The sequence below is a fragment of the Desulfoscipio gibsoniae DSM 7213 genome (genome assembly GCF_000233715.2).
Taxonomy (GTDB): domain Bacteria; phylum Bacillota; class Desulfotomaculia; order Desulfotomaculales; family Desulfallaceae; genus Sporotomaculum; species Sporotomaculum gibsoniae.
This window is the reverse complement of the sequence record NC_021184.1, coordinates 2,154,889-2,171,351: the sequence shown is the minus strand read 5'-3', so window position 1 is coordinate 2,171,351 and position 16,463 is coordinate 2,154,889. Positions and strand designations below refer to the sequence as shown.

At 51.3% G+C, this 16,463-nt stretch carries 12 protein-coding genes; all 12 read left to right on the top strand.

Annotated features, from left to right (window positions below; translation table 11 throughout):
* Window positions 1-7 precede the first annotated feature (7 nt).
* The 12 genes from DESGI_RS10090 (at window position 8) to DESGI_RS10035 (ending at window position 16,460) form a co-directional block, all read left to right on the top strand.
* Window positions 8-1,456 (top strand): menaquinone biosynthesis decarboxylase, encoded by a 1,449-nt coding sequence (locus tag DESGI_RS10090; RefSeq protein ID WP_006521979.1) that lies wholly within the window; start codon window positions 8-10, stop codon window positions 1,454-1,456.
* Window positions 1,434-2,312 (top strand): UbiA-like polyprenyltransferase, encoded by an 879-nt coding sequence (locus tag DESGI_RS10085; protein WP_006521978.1) that lies wholly within the window; start codon window positions 1,434-1,436, stop codon window positions 2,310-2,312. The genes DESGI_RS10090 and DESGI_RS10085 overlap by 23 nt, the downstream gene beginning before the upstream one ends.
* A gap of 61 nt (window positions 2,313-2,373) precedes the next feature.
* Window positions 2,374-3,471 (top strand): aminofutalosine synthase MqnE, encoded by a 1,098-nt coding sequence (gene mqnE, locus DESGI_RS10080; protein ID WP_006521977.1) that lies wholly within the window; start codon window positions 2,374-2,376, stop codon window positions 3,469-3,471.
* Entirely contained in the window at window positions 3,471-4,316 is an 846-nt protein-coding gene (locus DESGI_RS10075) for a menaquinone biosynthetic enzyme MqnA/MqnD family protein (protein WP_006521976.1), read from the top strand. The genes mqnE and DESGI_RS10075 overlap by 1 nt, the downstream gene beginning before the upstream one ends.
* 284 nt (window positions 4,317-4,600) lie before the next feature.
* Window positions 4,601-5,695, top strand: coding sequence for a cyclic dehypoxanthinyl futalosine synthase (gene mqnC, locus DESGI_RS10070; RefSeq protein ID WP_006521975.1), 1,095 nt, complete (start codon window positions 4,601-4,603; stop codon window positions 5,693-5,695).
* A 145-nt stretch (window positions 5,696-5,840) separates the two neighbouring features.
* Window positions 5,841-7,991 (top strand): acetate--CoA ligase family protein, encoded by a 2,151-nt coding sequence (locus tag DESGI_RS10065; protein ID WP_006521974.1) that lies wholly within the window; start codon window positions 5,841-5,843, stop codon window positions 7,989-7,991.
* A 309-nt stretch (window positions 7,992-8,300) separates the two neighbouring features.
* A complete protein-coding gene (locus DESGI_RS10060; RefSeq protein WP_006521973.1) occupies window positions 8,301-9,614 on the top strand; it encodes a TrkH family potassium uptake protein in 1,314 nt (437 codons plus the stop codon).
* A gap of 39 nt (window positions 9,615-9,653) precedes the next feature.
* Entirely contained in the window at window positions 9,654-10,328 is a 675-nt protein-coding gene (locus tag DESGI_RS10055) for a potassium channel family protein (protein WP_006521972.1), read from the top strand.
* A 114-nt stretch (window positions 10,329-10,442) separates the two neighbouring features.
* Window positions 10,443-11,768, top strand: a complete 1,326-nt coding sequence (locus DESGI_RS10050) for a 5'-deoxyadenosine deaminase (protein WP_006521971.1) — start codon at window positions 10,443-10,445, stop codon at window positions 11,766-11,768.
* A gap of 134 nt (window positions 11,769-11,902) precedes the next feature.
* Entirely contained in the window at window positions 11,903-13,342 is a 1,440-nt protein-coding gene (selA, locus tag DESGI_RS10045) for an L-seryl-tRNA(Sec) selenium transferase (protein WP_006521970.1), read from the top strand.
* On the top strand, window positions 13,339-15,258 hold the full coding sequence (gene selB, locus DESGI_RS10040) for a selenocysteine-specific translation elongation factor (RefSeq protein ID WP_006521969.1): 1,920 nt from the start codon (window positions 13,339-13,341) through the stop codon (window positions 15,256-15,258). The genes selA and selB overlap by 4 nt, the downstream gene beginning before the upstream one ends.
* Window positions 15,259-15,329: 71 nt before the next feature.
* Window positions 15,330-16,460: a class I SAM-dependent methyltransferase gene (locus tag DESGI_RS10035; protein ID WP_006521968.1), complete on the top strand. Its 1,131-nt coding sequence runs from the start codon at window positions 15,330-15,332 to the stop codon at window positions 16,458-16,460.
* Window positions 16,461-16,463: the final 3 nt, after the last annotated feature.

Here is a 16,463-nt window from a genome sequence, read left to right as displayed (position 1 = left end):
GTTTAAATTGGCCTATCCCGATTTACATGCCTTCCTAGATATATTGGACCAAAAAGGGCTTTTAAAAAGAATCACCACTGAAGTGGATGTCCGCCTTGAAATAACTGAAATTACCGACCGGGTGAGCAAACAGGGTGGCCCCGCCTTATTGTTTGAAAACGTCAAGGGCTATAATATGCCCGTTTTAATCAATGCTTTCGGCTCTATGGACAGAATGCAGCTGGCGCTGGAGGTGGATACGCTGGACCAAATTGGTGACGAATTAATTAAAATAATTCAGCCGCCTGAGCTGCCCACCACCTTAATTGATAAATTTAAAGCACTTCCCAAGCTGGCCCAGCTATCGTCATTTCTGCCCAAACACGTGCGAACCGGCCCATGCAAAGAAATAATCATCAAAGATAAGCCGTCCCTGGCCCACCTACCGGTACTGCACTGCTGGCCCGAGGACGGCGGGCCTTTTATCACACTGCCTCTTGTGTTTACCAAAGACCCGGTGACAGGCCGCCGCAACTTGGGTATGTACCGGATGCAGGTTTTTGACCACCAAACAACTGGAATGCACTGGCATATCCATAAGGACGCCGCAGAGCATTATCGGCTAAGGGGTGACAAAATGCCCGTGGCCGTTGCCCTTGGTGCCGACCCGGCTACCATATACGCCGCCACCGCGCCTATGCCCCACGGCATTGACGAACTGTTGCTGGCGGGCTTTTTGCGTAAAGAACCGGTGGAGCTGGTCAAATGCGAAACGGTGGACCTGGAGGTGCCGGCCAGGGCCGAAATTATTCTGGAAGGGTATGTCGACCCCTCTGAAACCCGGTTGGAAGGGCCCTTTGGGGACCACACCGGATACTATTCGCTGGCAGACCAGTATCCGGTATTCCACCTGACCTGTATTACCCAACGTAAAAAACCTATTTATCCCGCCACAATCGTCGGCCGGCCGCCTATGGAAGACGCTTACCTGGGCAAGGCCACCGAGCGTATATTTTTACCGCTTATGCGCATGATGATGCCGGAAGTAGTGGACATGAATATGCCTCCTGAAGGCGTTTTCCATAATTGTGTAATTGTTTCCATCCATAAAAAATACCCCGGCCAGGCTAAAAAGGTAATGTGTGCAATGTGGGGCATGGGGCTAATGATGCTGGCCAAACTAATCATTGTTGTGGATGCCGATGTCAATGTGCATAATACCTCCGAGGTAATGTGGCGCGTATTCAATAATATTGATCCACGACGGGACGTGCTGATGGTGGACGGGCCGCTGGACGCCCTGGACCATTCATCACCGCTGCCTCATTACGGATCCAAAATGGGCATTGATGCCACCATAAAGAACGCATCGGAGGGTCACCCGCGCCAGTGGCCCCCTGATATTGTCATGTCGCCGGAAATTAAGGAACTAGTAAATAGGAAGTGGCAGAGTTATGGCCTTGGCAATACCAAATAAAACCAAAGTTTTTCTGGAAATGATCCGGTTTGAACACACTATATTTGCATTGCCCTTTGCATACATGGGCGCATTGCTGGTGGCTAAAAAAGTGCCCAGCGCCGGCGATTTGCTTTGGATAACCCTGGCCATGGTAGGTGCCCGCACGGCGGCCATGTCGCTGAACCGGATTATCGACCGGCATATTGATGCCAAAAATCCCCGCACGGCCAACCGCGCTCTACCCAAGGGGCTGTTATCAGTGGGAGAGGTGTGGTTTTACACACTGCTTTCCTTTGCCCTTTTGCTGTATGCCGCGTACCAGCTGTCGCCGCTGGCTTTTCGCCTGTTTCCTGTGGCCGTGGCGGCGCTGTCGTTTTATTCCTTTACCAAACGTTTTACCTGGACATGCCACTTGTGGTTGGGGTTAACCCTGGGGCTTGCCCCTTTGGGAGCCTGGATTGCCATTTCCGGCCAGTTCCATGCTGCACCAGTTTTGCTGGGTCTGGGTGTACTGTTCTGGGTGGCGGGCTTTGATATAATATATGCCTGTGACGACTATCATTTTGACCGGAAATACGGTATCCACTCCATTCCATCCCGGTTCGGTATCGCCAGTTCGCTAAGGATATCCACCGTTTTCCATATAATAGCCCCTTTACTGTTCCTGGCGGTGGGTATAATACTTCATCTGGGTGTTTTTTATATGACTGGCCTTACCATAGCGGTAACACTACTTTTTTACCAGCATAAACTGGTTACCCCGGATGACCTGAGCCGGGCTGGAGTGGCTTTTTTCAATTTAAACGGTACCCTAAGCGTAGTAGTGTTTTGTTTTACACTGCTGGACATACTGGTTCCGGTGCAAATATGGTAGCAGTTAACTGACTTCCATCCAAACATTTTGTCCCTGTTCAACTAATCTAAGGGGGATTATCATGCTCAGCGAATCCAGCCCGCTGGCAGCTATTGCTGCTAAAGTTGCGGCAAACCAGCGGCTTAATGCAGAGGACGGCATAAAACTTTTTCAATCGAATGAATTACTGGCCATCGGCCAAATGGCCAATCTGGTTCGGGAAAGGAAAAACGGTCGTAAAACATATTTTATTGCCAACAGGCACATAAACCATACCAATATATGCGTAAACCGCTGCCAGCTATGTGCCTTTGGACGTGACGCAGATCATTCCGGCACCTACACCATGACCCTGGATGAAATCGAGTCAAAAGCCCGTTCCTGCGCCGACCTGAACATATCTGAACTGCACATCGTAGGCGGGCTTAACCCAGATTTAACTTTGGATTACTATCTGGAGATGATGCAGCGGCTGCGCCGGGCACTGCCCGGGGTAGTGATCCAATCACTCACCGCGGTGGAAATTGAATACCTGGCCCGGCTGCATAACATGAGCTACAGGGATGTGCTGGCTGCTTTACAAAAGGCCGGCCTTGACTCGCTGCCGGGTGGCGGCGCGGAGGTATTTTCGCCCCGGGTTCGGGAAATTATCTGTTCCAAGAAAATAGACGGCGACACCTGGCTGGCGGTGCACCAAGCTGCCCATGAACTTGGCATGCGCACCAACGCCACCATGCTGTACGGGCATGTGGAAACTATTGAGGAGAGGGTGGACCACCTGCTGCGCCTGCGTGAACTGCAAGATCGCACAGGCGGCTTCCTGACTTTTATCCCCCTGGCGTTTCATCCCCAAAACACGGCTCTGGAACAACTAGGTTTAACCGGCACCACTGGTTACGACGACCTGAAGGTACTGGCCATTGCCCGCCTGCTGCTGGATAATTTTGATCATATCAAATCTTTTTGGATTTATGTGGGGCCTAAACTGGCCCAGATATCTTTGTCTTTTGGCGTGGATGATCTTGACGGCACTGTGGTAGAAGAAAAAATCGCCCACGATGCCGGGGCTGATACTGTGCAGTCCATGACGAAAAGCGAACTGGTGCACCTAATTAAAAGCGCGGGTTTTAACCCTGTGCAGCGCGATACGCTTTACAATGTAGTAGAGGAGGGTTTTTAATGTCCGAAGTTCGCCTGGGACAGGTTGAATATATCAACTGCATACCAGTTTACCATGCCCTGGAAGAGGGCCTGCTGGTAGGCGATATAGAATTAGTCAAAGGTCCGCCCAGCAAGTTAAATAAAATGTTTTTAGATGGGGAGCTGGATATAACCCCTATTTCCTCTATTGAGTACGCCAGACATGCGAACCAATGTATTATTTTACCCAACCTGTCCATCAGCGCTGACGGTCGGGTGGAAAGCATTCTTTTTTTCAGCCAGCTGCCACCCACCGAACTGGAAGGCAAAACCATTGCCGTGACCACCTCCTCCGCCACTTCGGTAGTGCTGCTGCGCATACTGTTTGAGCATTTTTACCATGTGGATGTTGAGATGATCAGTGTCGCCCCCGATCTGGACGCTATGCTGGCCGCAGCCGACGGGGCGCTGCTTATTGGTGATGATGCCATGCAGGCCCACCAGCAGGTGCTTAAGGACCACCGGGAACTTATCGTCACTGACCTGGGCGAAGCTTGGAAGGAATTCACCGGGCATAAAATGGTCTACGCCGTGTGGGTAACCCACGCCGCCCTGGGTCAAACAGCACCTCACGTCATAGATCAAGCAGCCAGCCTACTTTATGAAGCCAAGCAAATTGGTCTCTCCCAAAGGGAAGCACTGCTGGAAAAGTCCCAGCGACGGTCGGGTCTGCCATTTGAAGTGGTGGATCATTACCTGGATACTATCCACCATGAACTGGGCGAAGCAGAACAAAAGGCGCTGCTTACCTTTTATGATTACGCTTACAAAAGCGGCATTATTGAGGAGCGAGTAAAGCTTAATATTTGGGGTTTAGTTGATTAAAGTTAATTTGTTGGTTAAGCGGACTAAAGTCTATTCGAAAAGTCCGTGAGCAATACACTTCGAATTTTTAAGTGCGTGGATACACTTCGAGTTTTTAAGTTGGTTAACTTATGCAGTACTCACTTTTTCCCAATAGCTTTGTTCCTCAAAGCTTTCGTCGCTCTGATAGGTGCCGGGTGTTGAAAGGTTGAAAATCTTAGATTTTCAACCTTTCAACACCCGGCACCAAAGCGTACTTTTCGAACAAGCTAAAAAAAAGTAATTACAAGGCAGGTGGCAAACAATTGCATACTGCACCGGAAGTGCCCGATCTACTGCAAAAAGCCCTGTCCGGCAGGCGACTATCCGCTGTGGATGGTTCCATCTTGCTGGAAAAAGGCGAATTACTTGAATTGGGTCACGTGGCCAACACTATCAGGCAGCGGCTGCACCCACAGCAAAGGGTCACCTACATTATTGACCGCAATATCAACTACACCAACGTGTGTACCTGCCAGTGCCGCTTTTGTGCCTTTTATCGCAGCGTCGGCGATCCAGACGCCTATATATTGGATAAGGCCGCCCTTTTTGAAAAAATAGAACAAACTCTGGCTGTAGGCGGTACTGAACTGCTTATCCAGGGAGGCCTGCATCCCGCTTTAAACATTGATTATTATGTGGATATGCTGCAATCCATAAAAGAACGGTTTCACATCCACATTCATTCTTTTTCTCCACCGGAGATTATACACTTATGCCGTAAGTCGGGACGGTCCATCACTGAGGTGCTGGCCCGGCTAAAAGATGCGGGGCTGGATTCGCTGCCCGGCGGCGGTGCCGAAATACTGGTAGACCGGGTGCGCCGGATCATCAGCCCCAACAAGATAAGCTGGCGACTGTGGATGGATGTTATGGACAGCGCCCACCACCTGGGCATGAAAACCACTGCCACCATGATGTTCGGGCATGTGGAAACCACCTCCGAACGGGTAATGCACATGGTACGGGTGCGAGAACAACAGGATGCCACCGGCGGATTCACCGCTTTTATCCCCTGGAGTTTCCAACCCCGTAATACCAAATTGGGAGGGACTGTGGCCGGAGCGGTGGATTACCTGAAAACAGTGGCCGTAGCACGCATTATGTTAGATAACATACCCAATATTCAAGCCTCCTGGGTCACCCAGGGCGCCAAAATCGCCCAACTCGCCCTAACCTTTGGCGCCAATGACTTTGGCAGCACCATGCTGGAAGAAAACGTGGTGCGGGCCGCCGGGGTAACCTACCGGGTACCTCTGGAAGAAATCCACCGGTGCATCTACGATGCCGGTTTTATACCCGCCCAGCGGCGCACCGACTACACCATCATCAAAGAATTCACTGATCCCCGCACCGTTTAACGGATGCGGGGATTTGAGTTTTATGCTGAGCAGAGCATTTTAAACAACTTGTTACATTTTGTCACCTTTAGTTACATTTTTATGGTACAATAACCCAAAAGATGGTGAATACCAATTCATTGTAACATCCAGGAGGAGGCTTTAAATGATTACGGCAGATTTAAAGAATGAATTAAATAGTCTAACACCCCTTTTTCAGCCCAACTCAATCGCTATTATCGGAGCATCTCAAAACCCTGCCAAACCCAGCGGCCAACCGCTGGTCTCCCTGACCCGCTACGGTTTTAAGGGGCGGGTATACCCGGTGAACCCCAATTACGATACATTGCATGGCTTACCCTGTTACCCTACACTGCAGGATATCCCGGACCAGGTAGATTTGTGTATTATTGCGGTGCCGGCCCACATGACCATGGGCGCTCTAAAAGAATGCGCCGACAAAGGAGTCCGGGGGGTAATCATTTTTACTTCGGGCTTTGCCGAAGTAAGCGCCGATGGTGCGGCCATTCAGCAGCAAATAACCGCGCTGGCCCGGTCAACCGGCATGCGCGTCTGCGGACCCAACTGCATGGGCATTTTTAGTGCCCGTAACGCACTGATGGCTAATTTTTTTATTACCGAGCTGCCCACAAAAGTGCTGGTACCAGATTACTTGGGCTTCATCTCCCAAAGTGGCGGCTTCGGAGTGGCCATTTTCCAGATAGTCAAGGAAAAGGGCTATGGCTTCAGTCATTTTGTCGGCACCGGTAACGAAGCGGATTTGGAGTTTTCCCACTACCTGGGCTACATGGCTGCCGATGCTCATACCCGGGTGATCGGCGGTTACCTGGAAGGCGTCAAGGACGGCCCTAAATTTTTAAATGCTCTGGATATGGCTTTGGCCAATGAAAAACCTGTCCTGCTGATGAAGGCAGGCAGCTACCCTGCGTCAGCCCGGGCCGCCGCCTCCCATACCGGAGCAATGGTGGGCTCAGAAAAAGTATACAGTGCCGTGTTTAAGCAAAAAGGCGTTGTTCGAGTAGAAAGCCTGGAAGAATTTCAAAACATGCTATCCCTGCTACATAACGGGAAAATACCCCGGGGCAAGCGGGTGGCCATCATAGCCAGCTCGGGCGGCATCGGCGTTATGCTGGCGGACAAATGCGCTCACTACGGGCTGGAAGTGGTAACCCTTCAGGATAAAACCAGGTCGGCTCTGGCAGCGCTGTTACCCGACTTTGCTTCCACCGCCAATCCTGTGGACATCACCTCGGCTATCATGACCCAACCCGGCCTGTTGGAACAATGTGCCCAAATTGTCATCAACGACCCCCAGGTGGATATGATGATCGTGGCCTACTGGACAGAGTTGGGGGACAAGGGCAACCTTGATCAGATGATCAGGGTGGCACAACAAACAAATAAACCGGTTTTCAACCTGACCTGGGGCCCCGATAAAGCAGTGTTTGAGGCCCTGCAATACATGAACAGCCAGCTGGCCCCCGCGGCCCGGGAATTGGATTCCATAGTCAAAGGACTGGCCGCGCTGGCCGATTATCACAATTTTGTCCGGTCCCGCCGGAAAAGCAAGCTTGTAGCGCCGGAAGTGCCATCGGACGCCAGGGAAAAGGTAGCGGCTTTGTTGGGTAATTTACCACGTGGTGCTAAATTATCCGAGCACTCAGCTAAGCAATTACTGCAAGCCTATGGCATACCCACCACACGGGAACAATTAGCCACTACCGGGGAAGAAGCCGCAGATGCAGCTGAGGCCATCGGATACCCTGTGGTTATGAAAATAGAGTCACCTGATATACTGCATAAAACTGATGCCGGGGGAGTGTTATTAAACGCAAATACACCGGATGAAGTACGCAGTGGATTTAACCGCCTGCTGGATAACGCCCGGGCCTACAAGGCCGATGCGGATATCAAGGGTGTGCTGGTACAGCAAATGCTGCCCGCCGGTATCGAAATGATCGTAGGTATTGCCCGGGACAGCGTATTTGGCTCCACAGTGCTGGTGGGTATGGGGGGCATATTTGTGGAAGCGCTGAAGGATGCAGCCCTGAGGGTGGTACCCGTGGCTCCGCTGGACGCCATGGAGATGTTGGAAGAATTAAAAGGCAGGCGCGTGCTGGATGGCCTGCGGGGAATGCCGCCCTCCGATAAAATAGCAATGGTTGAGGTTATCCAGCGGGTGTCCCGCCTGGCCCAGGACTTTCCCCAAATTGCCGAGCTGGACATCAACCCGCTGATTGTGTTTTCCGAAGGCCGGGGTGCCTGCGCCGCCGATGCAATAATCGTTTTGGAGTAAACCACCACAATGCCCTGTACCAAATAAATGCCGTACAGAAGTGTTCGTTTTTTTACTTTACTCATTGCGACTACCTTGATGTTTTGTTATTCTAAAAACTAAGATTGTATATTGGATGTCTCGACCGTTCTGATAAACTGCTATGCTAAACGATACTGCTAGAAGTAAAGATAATGGTAATTACTTTGCTAATATACAGAAATAATTATTATGTCAGGCAAAAAATAATGGGAACGGTGGGCGTCGTCTAACTCGATAAGTGTAGAAGAACTTGCAACTTGCATTCCATATTAATAATCAGAGGTAAAAATGTACAAGAAACTTAAACCAGGGCAATTGCTGCTGATTAGCTATGCACTGGTAGACCTGGTGGGTACGCTGCTGCTTTTGCTGCCTATAGCATCCACCGAACCTGGACCGGCAAATCTAGTACAGGCCTGGTTTACCGCCACCTCCGCCCTCACGGTAACCGGGCTTACGGTGGTCACCACAGCCACCCACTGGACCATGTTCGGGCATATGGTAATCATGATTTTGATACAAATTGGCGGGTTGGGACTTATGGCCCTGGCCACCATCATACTGGCCATGCTGGGACTGCGTATCCATCTTGGCCACCGCCTGCTGGTTGTACAGGACCGCAATTATTTTAGCATGTCCGGAGTAATTCGCTTGGTGCTGAATATCTTTTTACTGACTCTGGTGCTGGAAAGCATTGGTGCTGTTATATTAGCCTTTCTTTTTCCCGGCGTATGGGATAACGGCCTAATTGAAGGGCTGTTATTCGTAGTATTTCATGCGGTAAGCGCATTTAACGGTGCGGGCTTTGACCTAACCGGGCAAAGCCTGGAACCTTTCCGCGATTACCTGGGTATCAATCTGGTGATGATTGCCCTGATTATCCTGGGCAGCCTGGGCTTTGTTGTTTTACAAGAACTGTTTTTGGTGCGCAAATGGCACAGGCTAAGCTTGCACAGCCGCATGGTATTACTGGTTACCGGAGCAGTTACCCTGTTGGGAAGTATTTTTTTCTTGGCCAGTGAATATAACCACACTCTGGCGGGCGCACCTCCGGAGGATAAGATTGTGATCAGCCTGTTTCAAGCAGCTACCCGCACCGCCGGATTTACCACCGTTCCGATCATGTCATGGAGCGAGCCCTTTATTTTTTTAATGATTATAATGATGTTCATTGGGGCCAGCCCGGGTTCCGTAGGTGGAGGGATTAAAACAACCACCTTTGGCACGGTTGTTTTGGCCGTTTGGTCCATTGTACGGGGTAAAAAAGCAGTGGTGCTTTTTGAAAGGGAAATCGCTCCGGAAAGTGTAACCAAAGCCTTTACGGTGGTGGTCATGGCCGGTATGCTGGTGGCGATCATTACATTACTGCTTATGATTGTGGAAGGTTTGCCGCTGGTGCCGGTACTGTTTGAAGTGGTCTCGGCAATGGCCACGGTGGGCTTATCCACGGGTATAACATCTCATTTATCCCCCTTTGGAATGGCGCTGATCGGGCTAGTAATGTTTGTGGGCCGTATTGGTGTTTTAACAGTGGTGGTGGTGCTGGCCGGCAAAGAAAAGCGCCGCTCCCATTATATGAAAGAGGATATTCTTATTGGATGAGCATCAGAATTATAATTTTTAGGAAGGTGTATTAGATCAGTGAAAAAATCCGTGCTGGTTATCGGTGTAGGCCGTTTCGGCCGGGGCGTTATCGAAGGGCTATATGACAGAGGACACGATATTTTTGCCATTGACCTGGATGAAGAAAACTTGGATGATGTGCGGGATATGGTTGTTTCAGGCGCTGTTCTTGACGTAGGAGATGATGATGAGGAATTAGTAAAAATTGTCGGAGAAAAAAATTTTGATGAGGCAGTGGTGGCTTTAGGGGCAGATTTTGAAGGTGCCTTAATAGCCACCAGCATTTTAAAGGATGCCGGAGTACCGGTATCGGTGAAAGCACCCAATCAAAGAAGAGGCAATGTACTACAAAAGATGGGCGCGGACAGGGTTGTTTTCCCGGAGCGGGATATGGGGCGCCGGCTGGCCCACGTTATCTCCACCGAGGCGGAAATTGACATGCTGGAACTGCCCCAGGGATTTGTGGTGGAACAGCTGGAAGTAGGACAAGGCTTTGCGAATAAAACATTGGAAGAGCTTAACACTTCCAACCGGTTTGGCATATGGGTTATGCTGGTGTATCAAGGTAACGAACCGGTTCAGCCCACAGCAAACACTCGCTTAAAACAGGGCGATATTATAGTTATCTTTGGTAGGAAAACAAAGCTAACCAGATTTGAAGAAGCCAACCGGGGTAAAAGAAAAAAGACGTAGGCAAATAGCTTGACCGTGTTTACGGCATATTACCCATCTGTACAACCACGCGAGAAGCTCTGCTTAATATAGTTTGTCAACCGCAATTTATACGTACCAGGAGGATAGCACTCATTGTCCAGTACATTAATTAAAAACGCACTTATCGTAACGATGAACCCCGACCGCCAAATACTGCGGGGCAGCTTACTGGTGGAAAACGACCGCATCACCGCCATTGACAGCTCAAGCCATGCTGCCGACCGGGTTATTGACGCCCAGGGTCAAGTGGTCATTCCCGGTCTGATCCAAACCCACGTACACCTCTGCCAGACACTTTTCAGGGGTCTGGCTGATGACATGCTTTTAATGGACTGGCTGCAAACCCGCATCTGGCCCCTGGAAGCGGCTCACGATCCCGCATCCATCTATTACTCGGCTCTATTGGGCATCGGCGAACTATTCCGGGGCGGCACCACTGCCATTATAGATATGGAAACGGTGCACCACACCGAATGTGCCTTCCAAGCTATTGTGGATGCCGGCATCCGGGCCATGAGCGGCAAATGCATGATGAACTGCGGTCCAGCAGGGGTCGGCAATCTGCTGGAGCAAACCAGCACATCACTACAGCAAAGCGTCGACCTGCTGGAAAAATGGCACGGTGCCGGGGAAGGTCGGCTGCTCTACGCATTTAGCCCTCGCTTTGCCGTTTCCTGCAGCGAAGAAATGCTTATTCAAGTGCGAAATTTAGCCCGCCATTACAACGTAGCGGTGCACACCCACGCCTCGGAAAACCAGGACGAAATCGCTATTGTGCAGGCCGAGCGGGGCATGCGCAATGTCGTTTATTTTGATCACCTGGGTATGACAGGCACCAATTTAATATTGGCTCACTGCATCTGGCTGGATAGCACGGAAATAGAGATATTGCGTCGCAGCGGTACTAGAGTGGTGCACTGCCCCTCTTCCAACCTCAAACTTGGCTCGGGCATAGCCTCTATACCCCAAATGTTGGAGCAAGGCGTTCACGTATCCATCGGGGCAGACGGTGCCCCCTGTAATAATAACTTGGACCAGTTTATGGAAATGCGCACTGCGGCCTTAATCCAAAAGCCGCTGCACGGCCCCACGGCCATGCCTGCCTGGCAAACATTTGAGCTGGCTACACTGGGAGGAGCTGTAGCGATGGGCTTGGAACAGCAAATTGGTTCCCTGGAAGTAGGCAAAAAAGCTGACCTGGCTATGATTAATTTAAACAATCTGCATTGTGCGCCGGTGGATGACACTAATATCTACAGCCAGCTGATCTACCAGGCCAGGAGTAGTGATGTCACACTAACTATGGTGGACGGGCAAATAGTTTACGAGAATGGCCGGTTAACCAGTATTGACGAGACTAACTTAATGAAGCAATGCAGTGAAGCCATTCAGCGAGTACGCCGGCGAGCCGGAATTTAAAATATTTGTTGTTAAGTTTTTCACTGCACCCCGCATAAGAATCATACCCGCTTAATTGCGACATGGCCCGTCCCCTTGCGCCGCAGGTGCCGCTGCCATATAATGTTTAGGACAGTAATATCGGGAGGTTCTATATGTCAGTAAATAACCATACCCGCTTGCTAAGGCAGATACCAGCGGTGGACGAGGTGCTTAAAGATCCCGTCATAGCGGACTTGGTCCGGTCAGTGCCACGACCGCTGGTGCTAAAAGCAATTAGGGATACCATTATTCAATTAAGAGAGGAACTGGCGGCGAACCGGTTGCAGGAGCAGCCCGAACAGCAGGCCCGGGACTTTTTTATGGGCATAATTGTACAAAGAGCGGTTTACCGTGCCCGTTCCCAAAACCGCCCCAACCTGCGCCGGGTGCTCAATGCCACCGGGGTGGTGCTGCATACCAACCTGGGGCGGGCGGTGCTGGGGGAAAGCGCCCGGCAAGCCATTAATAATGCTGCATCGGGTTATTCCAACCTGGAATTGGATCTGGCCACCGGTAAACGGGGATCGCGCTATGCCCCGGTGGAACATTTACTTACCCAACTGACCGGTGCCGAGGCCGCGCTGGTAGTAAACAACAACGCCGCCGCCGTACTGCTGGCTCTGGGCACCCTGGCACGGGGCCGGGAAGTGATTGTTTCCCGGGGGCAGCTGGTGGAAATAGGAGGCTCCTTTCGCATACCCGAAGTAATGGCCCAGAGCGGTGCCCGGCTGGTGGAAGTTGGTGCCACCAACAAAACCTATGCCACCGACTACCAGAAGGCCATAACCCCGGAAACGGCATTATTGTTGCATGTACATACCAGTAATTATCGCATAGTGGGATTCACCAGGGAAACTTCCATCGCCGAACTGGTTGAACTTGGCCGGGACACCAAACTACCGGTGATGTCCGACCTGGGCAGCGGGTCACTGGTGAATCTGGGCACCTGCGGGCTACCTGCAGAGCCCACTGTGCAGCAAGTGGTCAAAGACGGTGCCGATGTGGTCACTTTTTCCGGGGACAAGCTGCTGGGCGGCCCCCAGGCGGGCATTATTTTAGGTAAAAAGGAATACCTGGATCGCATGAAAAAGAACCCCCTCACCAGGGCGGTGCGTATTGATAAATTTACCGTATCCGCCCTGGAGGCCACCCTGCGGGAATATATCGACCTCCAAACGGCCTGGCAGCGCATCCCCACCCTGAATATGCTTACCGCGGACATCAATATATTGCGCCAAAGAGCACAATCTTTAAGTGCAGAGCTGACCGCCGCAGCCGGTGACCAGGCTTTATTCACCCCGGTACAAACGCCTTCAGCAGTGGGGGGAGGGGCTTTGCCCACTGCCGATCTACCCTCCTGGGCAGTAGAAGTTGCCCCCCGCTGCATGACAGTTTTTGAATTAGCCGCCAGCCTGCGGGAGGCGGAGCCCGCAGTGATCGGCAGGCTGCAGGATGAGAAATTACTGCTGGATGTGCGTACCCTTTTACCGGGTGAAGAAACCGCCCTGGTAGAAGTGCTGGTCGGAGTGCTCAAGGGAGGTGTTGCCTCATGAAACATATCATTATCGGTACGGCAGGCCATGTGGACCACGGTAAAACGGTACTCATCAAAGCGCTAACAGGCGTAGACACCGACCGTCTTAAAGAAGAAAAGGAACGTGGTATTTCCATTGAATTAGGTTTTGCATATCTCAAGCTGGCAAGCGGTCAAACCGCAGGCATCATTGACGTGCCCGGTCACGAAAGGTTTATTAAAAACATGCTGGCCGGTGTTGGTGGCATAGATATTGTTTTATTGGTCATCGCCGCAGACGAGGGAGTCATGCCCCAAACCAGGGAACACCTGGATATTATTCAGCTGCTCAATGTTAAACGTGGTGTGGTGGTGATCACCAAAAAGGATTTAGTGGATGAAGAATGGCTGGATATGGTCACCGAAGATGTCCGCGATTTTATTAAGGGCACGGTACTGGAAAAAGCACCCCTTATTAACGTATCTGCAGTTAGCGGTGAGGGTATTGACGAACTGAAATTGGTGATTGATCAATTGGCCGCTGATATAAAGGAAAATAAATCCGCGGGACCGCCCCGCCTGCCCGTGGACCGTGTTTTTACCGTCACAGGATTTGGCACGGTGGCCACGGGTACGCTGCTTTCGGGACAAATCAAAACCGGGGACAACCTGCAGATTTACCCGGCAGGCGGGGTATACCGGGTGCGCAATCTTCAGGTGCACGGACATAAGGTGGATACTGCCGAGGCCGGCCAGCGAGTGGCCATCAACTTATCCGGGCTGGAAACCAGTGAACTGAACCGCGGTCAAGTTTTAGCTTTATCGGGCAGCCTGCACCCCGCTCACCGGCTGGACGTTAAGTTGCAGTATTTATCCAGTGCACCCAAACCATTAAAACACCGGGCCAGGGTGCGGGTATACCTGGGCACGGCGGAAGTACTGGGCAGGGTGATCCTGCTGGACCGCGAAGAACTGGAGCCTGGTGCGGAAACATATATTCAGCTGCAGATGGAAGAACCGGTAGCGACGGCCAGAGGGGACCACCTGGTGATTCGCTCCTATTCACCCATGCGCACCATTGGCGGAGGGCTGGTTATCGACCCCACAGCAGTCAAGCATAAACGCTACCGGGACGAGCTTATCGAAGCACTGGCCACCGCAGAAAAAGGCACCCCCACCGAACTGCTTGAGCAATATCTGGCAGCTGGCGCCCGCCTATACACACCGTCCGATTTAATCTCAGGAACCGGCCTGGCAGCAGAGACTGCGGCCAGCGCACTGCAGGATTTACTTGATCAGGGACGGGCCGTGGAGCTGGCCCATGAAGGAGAAAAAGCTTACCTATCCGGCCGGTTAATAGCGGAATGGACGGACAAAATTAAAAAAGCTCTGACGGAATACCACCAAAAATTCCCTCTGCGAGAGGGATACCCCAAGGAGGAGCTGCGCTCCAGGTTGTTCCCCACCCTTAACAACAAGCAATTTCAAATGCTGCTTGTTTGCCTGGAACAAAACGGTCATATCGATTTACATGCTAATAGTGTAATCGCCCATGGTTTTATACCGCAGCCCGGACCTGCCTTAAGTACCGGCGTTAAACGTCTGGAGGAAATATACCTGGCCGGCATGTACCAACCACCGGGTTGGAGCGATGCAGCCCGGCAAGCGGGCATAACTAAAGATGACCAGGAAGTGCTGAATTACCTGCTGGCCCGGGGTACGTTGGTAAAAGTTGCGGATGGCCTATTTTTCCACCAGCGGGCGCTTTCAGAGGCAACTAACTTGATAAAACAACACCTGGCCCAAAGGGGAGAATTATTGCTGGGTGAAGTGCGGGATATACTTCAAACTTCCCGCAAATACGCGCTGCCGCTGCTTGAGTACCTGGACAAGGAAAAAATCACCCGTCGGGTGGGGGATAAACGTGTTGCGGGCAGGGCATTGTCAGATAGATGAAGTTAACAGCTCATTAGTGTTAGCGCTCAAATAGCTTTTTTAAATGGCTTTTAAGTGAAGGAGTGGTTTACTTGCCTGATCTGGCCGGGATTATACAACAAGAAATAGCGGGAAACGGCCCCATAACCTTTGCCCGGTTCATGGAGCAGGCCCTTTATCATCCCGAACTGGGCTATTATACATCACCGGGCGCTAAAATCGGACGCGCCGGTGACTTTTACACCGCACCAACCGTAAACCCACTATTCGGTGCCATGCTGGCCCGCAGGATTGATCAAATGTGGGTGGCATCCGGCCGCCCGGAACAGTGGGTGGTGGCTGAATACGGCCCCGGCACCGGCATACTGGCCCGAGACATTGCCACGGCCCTGCAAAATAATCATCCCGATTTATACGACGTGCTGACATACTATCTAATTGAAATCAGTAGCGCTCTAAAAAAAGTTCAGCAAGAGATCCTTTGGAACAGCCCGGCTGACAATGATAAATTTTGCTGGATAGATAGACTGGCAGAAATAGGCCCTGGTCACATAGCAAATGGCTGCGTATTAGCCAATGAATTGGTGGATGCCTTCCCGGTGCACCTGGTCAGGCAAGAGGGCAACGATCTGCAAGAACTGTACGTGGGTTTATGCGGTGATGATGATGATTGCAATAGCAGCAGCGTGTTCTCACTGGTGGCGGGTCCATTGTCAACCCCGGAACTGGCTGAATACTTCAGCATGCAAAATATAAGGCTGGAAAACGGGCAGCAGGCCGAAGTCAACCTGCAGGCCCGCCAGTGGCTGGCCGAGGTGGCCGGTCATCTAAAGCATGGCTACCTAATAACTATCGACTATGGCGCCACATCTCGAGAACTTTACGCCGCCCACCGATTTAACGGCACCCTGCGCTGTTTTTATAAACACCGGTTAGTGGATAACCCTTTGGTCAACGTCGGCGGACAAGATATCACGGCCCACGTGAATTTCTCCACATTGATCACCTGGGGCAAACAGTTGGGTTTACAGGATATAGAATTAGCTACTCAACCACAATTTTTATTAAACATGGGTATTTTGGATATCCTGCAAAAACAACCGGACTATACATCTAACCCGGAATTCAACAAAATAACCTCGGCCATAAAACAACTGGTTCTTCCCGGCGGCATGGGCGATATTTTTAAAGTGCTGGTGCAGCAATGCTCATTTTCTTCTTAAAAC